The sequence below is a fragment of the Paenibacillus sp. FSL R5-0923 genome (genome assembly GCF_038009145.1).
GTDB lineage: Bacteria > Bacillota > Bacilli > Paenibacillales > Paenibacillaceae > Paenibacillus_AQ.
Map to the genome: position 1 here is coordinate 2976561 of NZ_JBBPAT010000001.1, position 15346 is coordinate 2991906.

Here is a 15346-nt window from a genome sequence, read left to right on the forward strand (position 1 = left end):
AAGAGGAGTGGAACATATGAGTGCTGCCAAATCGCCCAATCTGGGTATTGTTATCGCAGGTCTCCTATTAGGAATTCTTATGGCCTCCATGGACAGCACCATCGTTGCAACTGCAATGGGTAATATTGTTGGGGAGCTTGGCGGAATGGACAAATTTGTCTGGGTGACATCAGCCTATCTCGTAGCCGAGATGGCGGGTATGCCCATTTTCGGCAAGCTGTCTGATATGTATGGTCGTAAGAAGTTTTTTATTTTTGGAATTATCGTATTCATGGCGGGTTCGGCTCTCTGTGGAACGGCTGATACAATAACTCAGTTAGCTGCGTACCGGGCCATTCAGGGCATTGGTGGCGGGGCGCTGGTGCCAATCGCTTTTGCCATCATGTTCGATGCTGTTCCGCTGGAGACGCGGGGCAAGCTCGGCGGGGCATTCGGAGCAGTATTTGGATTGTCGAGTATATTTGGTCCATTACTGGGTGCGTATATTACCGATCATATTGCTTGGCAGTGGATATTTTATATTAACTTACCCCTTGGACTGTTGGCTTTTGCGATGGTCGTATTCTTTTATAAAGAATCGCATGAGCATTCTAAACAGCCCATTGACTGGTTGGGCGCGGGTACGCTGCTTGGTTCAGTCATTTGCTTAATGTTTGCGCTGGAGCTAGGCGGGAAAGAGTATGCTTGGAATTCTTCCATGATTCTTGGTTTATTTGCAGCCTTTGCCATCCTTGCAGCAGTGTTTCTTGTTGTAGAGACTAGAGCGAAAGAACCGATTATTTCCTTTGCTTTGTTTAAAAAAAGATTATACGCGGTGAGCATTATCTGTGCACTATTTAGCGGTGCAGCCTTTATTGTGGCTTCTGTGTATATTCCGATCTTTATTCAAGGGGTATTGGGCGGATCAGCTACAAATTCAGGACTTGTATTGCTGCCAATGATGGTTGGCTCAGTGGTTACAGCTACGATGGGCGGATTTCTGATGTCAAAAACCAGTTACCGCAGCCTGCTGATTCCTACATTCGCACTTTTGGTGATCGGTACTGGACTTGTAGCGACACTCACGCCGGATGCTTCACGACTGCTTGTTACTTTATATATGATTTTAATTGGGCTAGGGATTGGTGCTTCATTCTCAGTGCTAAGTACGGCATCTATTCATGGATTGACGGCACAGCAACGCGGCTCTGCCAGCGCAACGCTGAATTTCATTCGTTCATTGGGCATGACAATAGGCATTACTACCTTCGGTATCATTCAAAGTCACTATTTCTCAGGCAGTCTTACCAAGCTACTATCGGCTAATGGTGGAGGAGCGGCTCCGGCGGGAGCTATGGATTTTAAAGATCCGCATGCTTTGCTCTCACCTGAGACTAGGGCGCTCATTCCACCTGAAATTCTGGGTAAGATTACAGCCGGTTTATCCTCATCCATTGTAAACACCTTTGCTTGGGCGGTGATTCCTGCAGCTTTAGCGTTATTGGCTTCGTTCTATATGGGACGTCAGAAGATGGATGCCTCTGCGGAGGGGGATGTTCAAGCGTCTGGGCATTAGCATGTAGTCTAGATAATATTCGTTTGATTATGTTTCAGTGAAAATAGACATATAAAAAAACGACCACCACTTCGTGGTCAAGCCCCCATTTTATAGACACTGAAAAAAGACCCTAGGCAATAAGCTGTTTCCGGTACTCTACCGGAGGCAGCTTATTTAGCTTTCGTTGTGGCCGATGTTGGTTATAAAATCGAATGTAATCTTCAATTTTCCTTTGTGCCTCATCGATATTTCGGATATCATAAGGATAGAGTCCTTCCGTTTTGAGATGCGAGAAGAAGCTCTCCATAGAGGCGTTGTCATAACAATTGCCTCGGCGAGACATGCTGATTCGGGCGCCAACCTTTGGCAGCATGTCGTGGTATGCATGAGACGTGTACTGGAACCCCTGATCGCTGTGAACGATCAGTCCGGTCACGTCTTTTTGTTGACTCCACGCCTGCTGAAAGGTCCGGAGAACCAGTTCATTGTCGTTCCTAGCGCTCATTTGATAAGCAATAATTTCGTTATTGAACAAATCTTTAATAGCTGAAAGATAGAGCCACTTTTCGCCTATGCGATATTGCGTAATGTCTGTCACCCATTTTTGGTTGGGAGCATCCGCTTTGAAATCCCGTTTCAATATATTTTTCGCCACACGATCTCCTTCGGAAGTAGCATAATTAAAACGATGTTTTCGGCGGATCCTCGAACGAATGCCTAAATCCTGCATAATTCTGAGTACCTTCTTATGATTCATCCAAACCCCGTGGTCTTGTAGCAAGAATAATTGAATTTGGCGATAACCGTAGACTCCGTTATACCGTTCATATACCTTTTGAATGAGCGCCTTTGCTTCCTGATCCCGATCTGTTCCTTTGCGCTTCAAGAAAGCGTAGTATCCACTTCTGGAGACCCTAAAGAGTTTACACAGGTCGCTAACGGCATACTCTTTTGCAGCGCTCTCAATGGCTCTATATTTGTGCGTTTCACCTCCTGCATCCAGATTTCCAAACACTTTTTTAGCATTTCATTTTCCCGTCTGAGCTTTTGAACATACCTATCTTGATCGATATATTCTTTACGACGCCCCCGTTGATCTAGTAACCCAAATTCCCCTAGCTCTCGGTATTTCTTCATCCATTTCTTTACCCGCCCTTGGTCTTGAATCTCAAAATGCTCCGTAATTTTCCGGTAAGTCCATCTTTCCTCCACATGTAAACGAATGGCCTCTTTTTTAATCTCATCCGAGTAAGTTTTGAACTTCTGTCCTTTAATCGCCATAAAAATACACCCCCTAGAATTTCATCGGACAAACCAGGGGTTTTATCCAATGTCTATTCTAAGGGGTGCACTTCATCGGGTACTTCCTAAGTGGTGGTCGTTTTTTGTCTAAAGACATATATGCCCTCCATCACTAGTCCCGCAAACAGGTAGAAAATGGTCGATTGTACTGCGAATTTGGTTCACAAGTATCTGACGGTTTCCCTGATAAGGCGTTCTGCTCTCTATCTCGCCAGAAGCTCAGATTCTGATACTCTGAAAACGTAATCAAAATCTGGGTATAGGAGATTCCGATATGGGGGTACCTGCTGGCGAACTGCTTCCCAGCGTCGATCCGGTTCATCGATCCCGCTGGAAGATGAAGAACAAACATAAGTTGTTCTTCATGGCTTTTCCATTTCTTGTTGTCACCTTTATTTTCTATTATCTGCCGATCAGCGGATGGATTTATGCCTTTTATGATTTCATTCCCGGAATACCGTTGTCTGACACGCCTTACGTTGGTTTGAAATGGTTCAAGACGATTGTATCTAATCCGACACAGACCGCAGAGGTTCTGCGGGTGCTGAAGAACACGCTTGCCATGAGTTCACTCGGATTAATTACATCCATCTTTCCAGTGATCTTTGCCATTATGTTGACTGAGATCAAGTCAGGCTGGTACCGCAAGTTGGTGCAGACACTAACCACGATTCCAAACTTTATCAGCTGGATTCTGGTATATGCATTGGCATTCTCGTTGTTCTCTGTAGATAACGGTGTCATCACTCACATTTTAGTGCAGCTTGGAGTGGTTGATGAAGGGTATAACTTCTTAGCCTCCAGCTCAAATATTTGGGTCACGATGATCGTTTGGTACTGGTGGAAATCGTTAGGCTGGGGTGCCATCCTCTATCTTGCTGCAATCGCAGGCATTGATCAGGAATTGTACGAAGCTGTTGAGGTGGATGGTGCAAGTCGGTTCCGCAAAATTTGGCATATCACCATTCCAGGTCTGATTCCAACTTTTTTTGTACTGCTGCTGCTCTCCATAGGTAATCTAGTCAATAACGGGATGGAGCAGTACTTTGCCTTTCAAAATGCGATGAATAAGGATTCTATTGAGGTGCTGGATCTTTATGTATACAACATCGCTTTCGCGAACAACTTTCCTTTTGCCACGGCCGTCAGCATGTTGAAATCGGTTGTCAGTGTAATTCTACTATTCGCAGCGAACACGTTGTCTAAGATGGTGCGTGACGAATCTATCATTTAAGTCAGGGGTGATCCCACTTGAGAAAGAAAAAACTAACGGCTGGAGAATTTATCTTCCAGATTATGATCTATACGCTCTTTGGATTGTTCACCCTGTCATGCATCTACCCATTCTATTATTTGTTCATCAATACGATCAGCTCGAATGATCTTAGCGCAGCGGGGGATATCAAATTTTATCCAAGACAGATCCATTTTGATAACTATAGTAAGGTGCTAAGAATCAGCGGTTTAGGACATGCGGCAACAGTCTCCGTGTATAGAACGGTTGTCGGGACGTTGCTTACTGTGGGGTCTTCAGCTTTTTTAGGATATTTGTTCACCAAAAAGGAAATGTGGGGCCGGAGTATTTGGTACCGGAGTGTCGTGGTTACGATGTATTTTAGCGCAGGTCTGATCCCTTGGTATATAACAATGCACAATTTGCATCTGACCAATAATTATCTGGCTTATATTTTGCCTACGATTATTACCCCATTCAACATCATTTTGGTCAAAACCTTCGTTGAGGCCATTCCTCCATCCCTTGAGGAGTCAGCGTCTATGGATGGTGCTGGTTACATGCGGGTGTTCTGGAGCATTATTGTACCGCTTACTACGCCAATTTTGGCTACGATTACGATTTTTTCCGCAGTGAATCAGTGGAACTCATTTATTGATACGGCGTTTCTGATGACAGATACGAAGTACTTTACGCTCCAATTCTTGTTATGGCGTTATTTGAACGAGTCCAGCTCTCTCGCAGCTTTAATTCGTAATTCACCAGATATGGCCGCTAGTGTAGCGAATATGCAGACTCCAACCTCTGTACGGATGACCGTAACGATGATCGTCGTATTGCCGATTCTAATCGTGTACCCATTCTTCCAGCGCTTTTTCGTCAAAGGGATTATGATCGGTGCGGTTAAGGGCTAATGAGCTACCGGATCGGTAACGAAATGGGGTTTTCCTCTGCTAGGAGCAGAGTTGAACTATAAGTGAAGAGTTGAAAGGGAGGGTATAAAGCAATGAGACTAAGAAGAGCATCGCTTGTCATGCTATCCGTAATCCTGGTCTTCGTTCTGGCAGCATGTGGTGGGGGGAATAATACGGCTAACTCAGGAAAAAACACGAGCACAGAAAAGCCCACGTCCGCTGCAACGAATGCGCCGGCGGAAGAAACAGCAGCACCGGATGACGGAGCACTTGATCATTCCAAGCCGCTGAAGCTGACCGTATTCTCTACAACAGCTAACTATGCGGGTCCACAAACCGGATGGTTTGCCAAAATCATCAAAGATAAGTTCAATATTGAGATGGATATTGTAGCTTCAAACCTTACAGGTGGAGATACCAAAATCTCTGCAATGATGGCTTCCGGAGATCTTGGGGATATCATTATTTTCGGTGATGACAAAAACCATTATCCAAATGCGATCAAAGGAAAGCTTCTCTTAGACTGGACACAAGACGGACTTCTGGACAAATACGGAAAAGACATTGGGAGTACATTTCCAAAAGCTATTGAGAAAGCAAAGGTTGCTTTTGGTGGTGGATCATCCGTTTTTGGCATCGGAAACAGCGTAGCTTCTAATCCATCTGGACCTTCTGAAGGGAAAGATATGACTTGGGGGCCAGACCTGCGATGGGATCTTTATCAACAAATCGGAGCACCTGAAATTTCAAAGATTGAAGATTATCTGCCCGTGCTGAAAAAAATGCAAGAGCTTGAACCAAAAAATGAGCAAGGAAAGAAAACCTATGCTTTCTCGATGTGGTCTGACTGGGACGGCAACTATAAAATGACACTGGCTAAACAGTTCGCCAACATGATGGGCTATGACGAAATTCCTGATACCGCTGTATATGTTAAAGCAGACGAAGAGAAATATTATGACTTCTTATCCGAAGACAGCTGGTATATGAAGTCGCTCAAACTGTATTTTGAAGCTAACCAAATGGGTCTGGTGGATCCAGATTCTATGACACAAAAATTCGACGATGTTGTAGCGAAATACAAGGATGGTCGTCTGTTATTCTCTTGGTTCCCGTGGCTAGGGGCAGCAAACTACAATACACCGGAAAGAACAGCAGAAGGAAAGGGGTTTGCATTAGTTCCGTTCAAGGATGAGCTGATGTATTCCACTGGCTTCAATGTATACGGTGGTAACGGTATTATAGCAATCGGTGCAAAAGCTAAAGAACCTGCTAGAATTATGGAATTCATTAACTGGATGTATACTCCGGAAGGTGCAATGATCTCTGCAGGAAGCGGAACAGCGGTGCCTAACGGACCTAAAGGTCTGACTTGGGATATGGATGCAAGCGGTAAACCTGTCGTGACTGACTTTGGTTGGAAGGCTTATGCCGATCAACAGAATACGCAAGTGCCTGCAGAATATGGTGGTGGTGATTACTACTACGGCTCTAATCAAATGAACTTCTCTTTTGTAGTTCCGGCGATGGTGAATCCAGACAATAAAGAGCCATACGATCACAATCTATGGACGACAACCCTAGAGCGTAATCCGTCTAAGCTTGATAGTGACTGGAGAGCGAAGATGGGCGTTCTGACGCCTAAAGAGTATTTTGAGAAAAATAATCTATTGGCCGTAGCACCACAAGGCTTCACTGGAAAAGAACCATTGATGATGGACAAAACACTGGAGCAAAAGAACAAACAAATTGGTACGGTCATTCAACAAATTTCTTGGAAAATGGTTTTTGCTAAAGATCAAGCTGAATATGACAAATTGAATAAAGAAATGCATGATAAGGTGAATGGCCTCGGCTATGCCGAAGTTATGGATTTCTCGATTAAAAAGGCTGAGGAACTGTTCGAGGCTCGTAAAAGCGTGAAATAAGGTGTGATTAGAAAAATACAAATAGGGCGGGGCGGCGTGGAGGCTGTTCTGCCCTATTCTATTCAATTAAGGATAAATGTGGTATTCTCACATTGATATATATATATATATATATATAGAACGCTTACAGGAAGAAGGAAGAGGATCATTCGGATGGTAAGAGTACTTAAGCGTAATCATACCCCAGTTGTCAAATCCTTACGGAATACCTTATTCATCTATCTAGTTATCGGAACACTTCTTCCGCTTCTCTTAGTAGGATTCGTAACCTACACCTCTATTTACTCTATTCTTTCAGGAAAAATTGGCAATGGTATAAGTGCAAGCTTGAAACAGGAAGCCTCTAGCTTGGAGATTGCCATCGACAATATGGATTTTGCCTCTAAACAGTTTGCGCTGGATGGTCAGATTGTGGAAGAAATGTCCTCATTTATTCAGGAAAAGCAAATTTATCGCAAATCGCAAATGATGAACTCCATCAACCAGAAGATCAACCTCGTTAATTTCACGAATCCCTACATTGGACTTACAGCCTACATTATGCCAAGCAGTGATGATCCGGTTCTGTTTACGAATATGAGTGCGCGCAGAAATTTCGATATCAGTACGTTACCTTCTTTTATGCGATATAACGGAGCTGATTATTATGGACCGCATTCTACGATGTATGCCGTCGGCGATAATCTCGTGTTCTCAGAACAGCGCATTGTACGCGTACCAGGTGAACATAAGCTATATATTTATTTAGAGACGAATTACAGCCTGCTTCGCAAAATATTTAATCAGGAATCTTACGGAATGAAAGTAAACCATCTACTTGTGAATCAAGAGGGCACTAGCACTTATGTCATTGATGGTAAATTACCTCAAGGAATTATCAAAGCTGCTGGAAGCAACTCTAATCTATCACATGAAACACTTACCGGATATCATCTGTTTCGATACGCTAGTCCACAGGGATGGAAGCTTATTGCAGTAGTTAAAAAGTCCGAATTCAACAGTGAAATTTATTCTTGGTTCTATAAAATGATCCTGCTCGCGTTCTCGACACTACTCTTTGCCGGAGTTCTGGCTTGGATGATTTGGAAAAAGATTTATGGTCCTTTGCGCAAGGTTAACCTTGAAATTAATCGAATGGCGGAAAATGTTACCTCTCCGGTTGCCTACACGAATGTGGAAGAGTTTGATTTTGTGCTTAGTAACTTCCAGCAGATGAAGAAACAGGTGAATGAGCTGATTGTTGCGGTAGCCCATAATGAGAAGCAGAAAAGCCAATTCGAGATTGAAAAGCTACTTAGCCAGATTAACCCTCACTTTTTGCATAATACATTGAATACGGTGCAGTGGATGGCAAGGCTTAACGGTCAGAAGGAGATCGACAAGCTGGTTACTCTTCTTGTAAAGGTGCTGCATTATAATCTGGGCAAACAAAGCATCATTGTTACCCTTGGAGAGGAAATTGAAGCGATCCGAAATTATATGGAACTGCAGCGCATCCGTTATGACTATGAATTCGAATTTAACGTGGAGGCTGATGAGGATGTATTGTCTGTGGCTGTCCCCAGATTCTTACTTCAACCTCTTGTTGAGAACTCGATTTATCATGGACTAAGCGATAATGGCAGGGTGGACGTCTTGATTACAGAGCATGGTGAAGGAGAAGTTCAGCTGTGTGTAAGAGACAATGGGGCTGGAATGGATGTGGATACGTTAGATCAACTGCTGTCAGAGGATGGCGCCAAGAAACGGGGGCTCGGAATCGGATTCTCGTACGTGAACCGGATGCTCAGAACCTACTATGGAGAACAAATGAAGCTAGAGATGTACAGCAAGCTAGGGGAAGGTACGGTTGTATCTATCGTGATTCCGAGGAAAGGTAAGGAGGACTTCGATGATTAAGGCTGTAGTGGTTGATGACGAGAGACTTGTGCGGAAAGGCTTCATATCTCTAATTGATTGGTCATCCTTAGGGGTTGTGATTGTCGGCGAGGCGGGAGATGGCAAATCGGCCTTGGAGCTACTTCAACAACAGGATGTGGATCTGTTATTTGTAGATTTGACCATGCCCGGCATTTCTGGGTTCGAGCTAATTAAACTAGTAAGGCAGCGTTTCGCAGGTATTCGCTGTGTTGTGCTTACTTGCCATCATGAGTTTGACTATGTGCAGGAGGCCATGCGTTTAGGAGCCGTTGATTATATTGTCAAAACTCTATTGGAGATGGAAAATGCGGACGAGACTATACGTCGCCTGGTCGATCGCATCAAATGGGAGGACAATACAAGGGATGCACTGGTTCATGGTGAAGGTAAAAGGATAGCTGCAGACAAGGCACTGCTCTATTTACCATTAAGCAGCCACTGTAATGAAGAAGAGTTATTTCACCTATCCTTCGTGAAGAATAATCCGCTGATTACCTTTCATGAGATGTGGATGTCGCCCTTGCTTCACCGGTTCTCGGAAGAGGAGGGGAAGCGTGAGCTTAAGAACCAGCTTTCTGGGAGATGGCAGACCGCGCTCATCAGTGGGTTAAGAGATCAGTCACTACAGGAATTGGAGGAGCAGCTCACCACGAAGCTTCGGCATATGCTATTTTATCATTCTAGTGCTGAAGAACTGACCTTTCTGAATTATGAGGAACTAAAGAAGGAAATAGCGATTCCCCATTTAAAACCGGATGAAGCTGATCTATTCGTGCAAGCTCAAAATCTCAAGTGGACGATTGATGGAAACGAATGGGAGAATTTTGTAACGAACATACTCCTGCAGAAGCCAAGGCAAGATAGATTTCTAACGTTCGCCCATTCCCTTTTGCAAAGCTGGAGTTCTTTACTTTTGAAGTCAGAGGATGCTGTTCAACTGGAACGGGATATTTCTTTTAATTTGAACTGGTGCCATTGGAAGACCTGGCTGCGCCGATTTTCTGATCATGTGGGAAGGAGAATGCTCGAGCTAGGATTGACTAAAGAGGTGATGTCTTGCCTTATTCGCGCAGTTCGTTACATGCAGAGCCATGCAGGTGACAAAATCAATCAGAGCGACGTAGCGGCGGAAATTAATATGAGCCGTGGTTATTTCAGTCAATGTTTCGCTCGTTTTGCCGGGGAGACATTCGGTGAATGTTTACGGGGAATGCGGCTTGTGTTGGCTAAATCATTATTGCGGGAGACTTCATTACCCGTCTGTGAGATTGCTTCAAGGTCTGGCTTTGAAGATGACCGTTATTTCAGTAGACTGTTCAAAGAACGTATTGGTCAACTCCCGAGTGAATATCGTGCGGAGGGGAAGGACCAATGATGAGATTGTGTAAATTTATCCTCTTACTTGTAATGATGATCGGACTTACATCATGCCGTGACCAGAACAAAACAGTAGATTCTACTCGAAGTCCTCAGGGTGAGGTCGAAGATGCTTCTGTAGCGTATAGCAAATACGAAGATCCGATAGTGATTCGTGTAGGATTTAAGGTTCCCGATTCCAGGCTAAATACAGGTGACAGCAACGACAACAATCCAATCACCCGTTATTTGGAGAGCATTACGAATATCAAGGTAGTTCACTCTTGGGAAGCGAAGGGTGAAGATGCTTTTAATCAAAAAGCACAGCTTGCGATCGATAGCAATGATTTGCCGGATGCGATGGTTGTTGATCGAGATCAATTGAAGAAACTCATTGATAATGACATGATAGAGGATCTTACAGAGACCTACAATGTATATGGCTCTGATTTAATTAAGGATATGTACAATTCTACTCAGGGTGAGGCATTATCCGATGCTTCTCGATACGGCAAATTATACGGATTGCCTAATGTAGCCATAGATGCGGATTCGCCTGTTCTGCTCTGGGTGCGTCAGGATTGGCTGGATAAACTGGAGCTGCAGGCACCGCAAACCTTCGAAGATATTGAGAACATAGCGAAGGCTTTTATTGAGAAGGACCCCGATGGCAATGGCAAAAGAGATACGGTCGGACTTAGCGGCTACAAGAATATCATCTATGGGACAAAGCCATTAGTAAATGGTCTGGATGCTGTGTTTAGTGCATTACATGCTTTTCCCACCAATTGGATCAAGGATAACGCTGGGAATATTGTATATGGATCCATTACACCTGAGACCAAACAAGCGCTTGCCAAACTGGCTGATTGGTATAAAAGAGGGTTGCTGGACCCTAATTTTGCACTTTATAAAGAAACGCAAGAGCCTATTATTACAGGGAAATCAGGCATGTTCTTTGGCCCGTGGTGGATGCCATATTATCCTTTGTCAGAGGCGGTTGCTCTCGATACGAAGGCAGAATGGAGAGCGTATGCTGCTCCACTTGATGAGTCTGGTAAGTTTGTTGCTCATTTGGCTCCGGTAACAGACCGTTACCTTGTTGTGCGTAAAGGTTTCGAGCATCCAGAGGCGATTATGAAGCAGTTGAACGTGTTTACAAGACTTGAGAGAAGACAAGACCCTAATTCGGAGGAAGTTAAGAAGCTGGATGATTTCTCTGCGCAAACAGGAATTCAGCTGCGTGCTTATTATCCGTTTGACCTTTTAATTGATTATTCGGATGCGATAGAGAAACATTATGCAGATATCCAGCAAGCTTTGCATGGCAAAATAGACCCGGATACATTAAATCCAGATACCCGTCTCATTTATGATCAATGGGTGGAGGACACTGAACAACCAAAGAAAGATCTGGAAGGCTGGAAAGCAGCGAATGCATATAAATATGGAGTTGCCGTCTTAACCTCAACTGCTATTGAGGGAGTGCGGGGAGTATTTTACGGAAACACCCAACTAATGAAGAGTAAGTGGACGGAGCTGCAAAATCTGGAGAGCGAGACATTTTTGAATATTATTGTGGGCGATTCACCGCTTAGTGACTTTGATGTTTTTGTAGCGAAATGGAAGAGCCTTGGTGGGGATGAGATTACGAAAGAAGTTGCTGAGACCGTAAAATTGAAGTGAACACGGGATGATATAGGTTTTTTCTCTAAAAGTAGCGGAGTGAATGGACTGATTGTGGAAAAGTGGAGTGTCCTCACCAAGGAAACGGGAGCACTGATCGATAATTAGGGAATTCCTCCCTGTAATTCTGAGATTTCTGCTCATCTGACTAATAATTAGGGAATTTCTCCCTATAATTTCGCTGATTCGTTGGCAAATACCGATATTACTCTGATTATTAGGGAGGATTTCCCTAATAATTCTCAAAAAAAAGAAGCTGTCCCTTAGGTAGCCTTTACTACTTTTGAGACAGTTTCTTTTTTTGTCCTATTCTTCGTCAGTGCTGATTTTTTGAAGTAAGTAGCGAAGCTGCTCTACTTCCTCGCTGGTTAATTTACCAACTAGGCTCTTGTTGTAATCATCTAAAATAGACTGAAGAATTGGCGAGAAATCGATTGCTTTAGGCGTTGGATACAGTAGTTGAGAGCGTCGATCATTAGGATCTGGTTTACGTTCAATATAGCCCGAATTCTCTAATTGCTTCACGGAGCGTGCGGTGGTGGCTTTATCGAATTTTAGTTCAGAAGTTAGTTGATCTTGTGTAATCCCTGGTCTGGAAGTAATTAGTTTTAGAAAACTATGTTGCCCGCCACTACCTATTCCATAGGGCATGAATTTTTTTACCAATTGCTTTTGATTTTGACGATGAAAATAGGAAATCAACTTTCCTATAGGCTCTTTTTCCAAGATATAGACACCTCTTTGGGTTTATAGTTCGCGTATTTGCTACTCTGAGACAAAGTGTACAATAAAGTCGTTGCGTGCGCAACTAAATTGATGTACACTAGGTAAGTAAGTTTTGTTGCGTGCGCAACTAAACGTTGATTATATATTCAATGAGGTGTTAGTTTATGAGTTCTATTAGCGCAACCTATCAGGAAGACAAGGAAATTCAGAAGAAACGCTGGATGATTTTAATTGTTCTGAATATTTTCACCTTCATGTCCACACTTGATGGTAGTATTGTCAACATCGCTCTGCCAGAATTATCGAAACAATTGAAGCTGCCTATGGCACAAATCGAATGGGTAACCACAGGATATTTGATGGCGATTTGTGCTGCGATTCTTTTCTTCGGGAAGCTTGGAGATATTGTCGGGAAGATTCGAATCTTTAAGATTGGTACGATAGTTTTTGTTATTGGTTCTATGCTGTGTGGATTTAGTTTAAGTTTACCTGCATTACTTGCTTCGCGTGTCATTCAGGCTATCGGAGCTTCGATGACAATGGCGAACAGCCAGGGAATCGTTACGGATATCTTTCCTGCCAATGAGCGGGGGAAAGCGCTTGGTTTCATAGGTACATTCGTGTCTCTGGGAAGTATAGCTGGCCCTAGCTTAGGTGGGATTATGGTTTCGACATTAGGCTGGGAGTATATTTTTTGGGTGAACATTCCTATTGGAGTGATCGCTATCCTGTTAGGCTGGAAGGTACTGCCTAAGGATTTAACTAGGACGAAATCTACAATAGACGTTCCAGGTAGTTTACTCTTCGCTATTTTTATCATAAGTTTGTTCGCAGGGCTTTTATTGGGACAGCAGCTCGGTTATGGGGATAGCTTAATTGTGACGTCTTTAATCGTAGCTATAGTCAGCTTCATTGCTTTCTTATGGACGGAGCTTCGCCGGAAAGAACCGCTACTGCAATTGTCATTATTTAAGAATCCGTTGTTTTCATTAAGTATTTTGTGTGGGTTTCTCGTGTTTACAGCGAACTTCTGCTTTAATATCATCGCGCCGTTTTATGCACAGAATATGCTGAATCTATCGCCCTTTGAAGCGGGATTCCTGTTGATGTTATTACCGATATGTATGGTAGTCGTAGCACCAATAAGCGGTGCTTTATCGGATAAAATCGGGTCTGAATTCCTAACTTTTGCAGGGCTGGTAGTCATGGTTATTGCTCAGTTTGGATTAGCTGAGCTTCATGAAGGAAGCACTGTTGTGCTGGTAGGCGTGTGGATCGCTATGTTAGGAATAGGGAGTGGTCTGTTTCAGTCGCCAAATAATTCGCTTGTGATGTCCAAGGTGCCTAGAACTCAGCTTGGTTCTGCGGGCAGCGTCAACTCGCTTGTTCGTAATGTGGGGATGGTCGTTGGTATTACGACAGCTACGACGATTCTCTTTCATGTGATGAGCAGTGAAGCTGGTTATCGGGTAACAGGCCTAGTTCCAGGCCGACCAGAGTTATTTATCAGTGGGATGCATGTAGTGTTCATGACTTCGGCATCCATATGCTTTGTGGCTGCACTGCTAACGGGTTGGAGAATGATTAGTGCAAGAAGCGCCAGAGTGCAGACTTCGGAAAGACCATAAGGAATAAAAGAAGAAGATCCTTCTGACGCTACGGCGTGGAAGGATCTTCTTTGTGATGATATTGAAGGGCTTTCTTAATGGCTTGCAAGTATTGATACCGATAATGATCATCCGGTTCTAAATAGGCACCCTCAGCCCACTCGTTCCAAGCGTTAATATAAATAAAATCACTTTTGAACATCTTCTTGGTCCTCTCAATTTGTCGTGACAGGTATTGACCGAATTTGTGAGGATTTGCACCTAAAGTACTTTGTCCGGCAGCACCTTTGCGTGGTGTATTATCCCAGTTAACAAATGCTCCCGGATATATAATTTCCCCATCCCTATGAGGTGTCCGTTCTAACATAGATTCCCATAACTCATCGTAATCAATCACAATATGCTTTTGATCCTCCACCTGCTTGGAACTCCATAAGTGCTTTACACCACCATGTGCGAATGTGTAGTGAGGCTCGAATTCTAGACTGGCGTCGAACCCGTGCTCTGCCTTTAGGGGGAATCCGCCCAGTGTCCGGACAAGATGAAGCCCCTTAAGTCCGTTTTGCTGAGCTAAATCACGCCAACATTGAAGCATTTCATCACACCGAGGGATGCTGGAGGATCTATAGATAATAAATACTGGTTTGCCGTCTACGCAAATATATCGTTCATCTTTGAAGGCCTCCAACAAAGCATAAAAATGCATTCGCCAATCCCGTTCTTCTCCATATTCTTGTGGCATCAAGACATCTTCTTCAGTGCCATCCCAGCTTCGTGTCCAAGGTTCGTTAGCCCAAGACAGACAAAAGGGGAAGTCAGGCTCTTTGCTGGCAAGAATCTGCTGAACCGGTTGTTCCAGAAGTCGCCTGCCATTGAACCAATAGTGATAATAACAAAAACCATAAATGCCATGAGCTTTTGCAGTTTCTGCCTGCCATTGTTTCACATTAGGGTCCGTTAAATCGTAGTAGTTATTATTTAATGGTTTTTTCGGTTGATCATGTTCAGGATAAAGGGCTGTAGCCTTCCTGACATTTGTCCATTCTGTAAATCCCTCTCCCCACCAGGAATCGTTTTCTGCTATCTGATGAAACTGAGGCAATACAAAAGCGATGCATTTCAAGTCAAGTCACCCC

General features: G+C 43.7%; 12 protein-coding genes. 8 read left to right on the forward strand and 4 right to left on the reverse strand.

What is annotated here, in order from left to right; all coding sequences use genetic code 11:
- The first annotated feature begins 16 nt into the window (after positions 1-16).
- Positions 17-1555 (forward strand): MDR family MFS transporter, encoded by a 1539-nt coding sequence (locus MKX35_RS13240; RefSeq protein WP_076284618.1) that lies wholly within the window; start codon positions 17-19, stop codon positions 1553-1555.
- 112 nt (positions 1556-1667) lie between these two features.
- Here MKX35_RS13240 and MKX35_RS13245 read toward each other — a convergent pair whose 3' ends face one another.
- Positions 1668-2504: an IS3 family transposase gene (locus tag MKX35_RS13245; RefSeq protein WP_256716456.1), complete on the reverse strand. Its 837-nt coding sequence runs from the start codon at positions 2502-2504 to the stop codon at positions 1668-1670.
- The gene (locus MKX35_RS13250; protein WP_076301175.1) at positions 2420-2818 is read right to left on the reverse strand and encodes a helix-turn-helix domain-containing protein; all 399 of its coding nucleotides are present in this window, start codon (positions 2816-2818) and stop codon (positions 2420-2422) included. The genes MKX35_RS13245 and MKX35_RS13250 overlap by 85 nt, the downstream gene beginning before the upstream one ends.
- A 295-nt stretch (positions 2819-3113) precedes the next feature.
- On the opposite strand from MKX35_RS13250, the gene MKX35_RS13255 reads away from it, so the two are divergent.
- The 6 genes from MKX35_RS13255 to MKX35_RS13280 all read left to right on the forward strand — a co-directional run bounded on the left by MKX35_RS13255 (position 3114) and on the right by MKX35_RS13280 (position 11877).
- Positions 3114-4073 (forward strand): ABC transporter permease, encoded by a 960-nt coding sequence (locus MKX35_RS13255; RefSeq protein WP_042190003.1) that lies wholly within the window; start codon positions 3114-3116, stop codon positions 4071-4073.
- Positions 4074-4090: 17 nt separating this feature from the next.
- Positions 4091-4987, forward strand: a complete 897-nt coding sequence (locus tag MKX35_RS13260) for a carbohydrate ABC transporter permease (RefSeq protein ID WP_076300552.1) — start codon at positions 4091-4093, stop codon at positions 4985-4987.
- A gap of 92 nt (positions 4988-5079) precedes the next feature.
- Positions 5080-6915 carry an ABC transporter substrate-binding protein gene (locus MKX35_RS13265; protein WP_076300551.1) on the forward strand — a complete coding sequence of 612 codons (1836 nt, stop codon included), beginning with the start codon at positions 5080-5082 and terminating at the stop codon, positions 6913-6915.
- A gap of 153 nt (positions 6916-7068) precedes the next feature.
- Entirely contained in the window at positions 7069-8814 is a 1746-nt protein-coding gene (locus MKX35_RS13270; RefSeq protein WP_076300550.1) for a sensor histidine kinase, read from the forward strand.
- Positions 8807-10210, forward strand: coding sequence for a response regulator transcription factor (locus tag MKX35_RS13275; protein ID WP_076300549.1), 1404 nt, complete (start codon positions 8807-8809; stop codon positions 10208-10210). Before MKX35_RS13270 ends, MKX35_RS13275 begins: the two co-directional genes overlap by 8 nt.
- Positions 10207-11877, forward strand: coding sequence for an extracellular solute-binding protein (locus tag MKX35_RS13280; RefSeq protein ID WP_076300548.1), 1671 nt, complete (start codon positions 10207-10209; stop codon positions 11875-11877). The genes MKX35_RS13275 and MKX35_RS13280 overlap by 4 nt, the downstream gene beginning before the upstream one ends.
- A gap of 306 nt (positions 11878-12183) precedes the next feature.
- Here MKX35_RS13280 and MKX35_RS13285 read toward each other — a convergent pair whose 3' ends face one another.
- Complete coding sequence (locus tag MKX35_RS13285) at positions 12184-12603, reverse strand: MarR family winged helix-turn-helix transcriptional regulator (protein ID WP_076284623.1); 420 nt, start codon at positions 12601-12603, stop codon at positions 12184-12186.
- 164 nt (positions 12604-12767) lie between these two features.
- Between MKX35_RS13285 and MKX35_RS13290 the strand changes: the two genes are divergently transcribed.
- The gene (locus MKX35_RS13290; protein ID WP_076300547.1) at positions 12768-14231 is read left to right on the forward strand and encodes an MFS transporter; all 1464 of its coding nucleotides are present in this window, start codon (positions 12768-12770) and stop codon (positions 14229-14231) included.
- Positions 14232-14259: 28 nt separating this feature from the next.
- Here MKX35_RS13290 and MKX35_RS13295 read toward each other — a convergent pair whose 3' ends face one another.
- Positions 14260-15333, reverse strand: a complete 1074-nt coding sequence (locus MKX35_RS13295) for a glycosyltransferase WbsX family protein (RefSeq protein WP_076300546.1) — start codon at positions 15331-15333, stop codon at positions 14260-14262.
- Positions 15334-15346: the final 13 nt, after the last annotated feature.

Bases quoted from the DNA above. Each gene is read 5' to 3' on its own strand.
- MKX35_RS13250 (WP_076301175.1), bottom strand. From the start codon at position 2,818: ATGGCGATTAAAGGACAGAAGTTCAAAACTTACTCGGATGAGATTAAA.
- MKX35_RS13270 (WP_076300550.1), top strand. From the start codon at position 7,069: ATGGTAAGAGTACTTAAGCGTAATCATACCCCAGTTGTCAAATCCTTA.
- MKX35_RS13265 (WP_076300551.1), top strand. From the start codon at position 5,080: ATGAGACTAAGAAGAGCATCGCTTGTCATGCTATCCGTAATCCTGGTC.
- MKX35_RS13290 (WP_076300547.1), top strand. From the start codon at position 12,768: ATGAGTTCTATTAGCGCAACCTATCAGGAAGACAAGGAAATTCAGAAG.
- MKX35_RS13255 (WP_042190003.1), top strand. From the start codon at position 3,114: ATGGGGGTACCTGCTGGCGAACTGCTTCCCAGCGTCGATCCGGTTCAT.
- MKX35_RS13240 (WP_076284618.1), top strand. From the start codon at position 17: ATGAGTGCTGCCAAATCGCCCAATCTGGGTATTGTTATCGCAGGTCTC.
- MKX35_RS13275 (WP_076300549.1), top strand. From the start codon at position 8,807: ATGATTAAGGCTGTAGTGGTTGATGACGAGAGACTTGTGCGGAAAGGC.
- MKX35_RS13280 (WP_076300548.1), top strand. From the start codon at position 10,207: ATGATGAGATTGTGTAAATTTATCCTCTTACTTGTAATGATGATCGGA.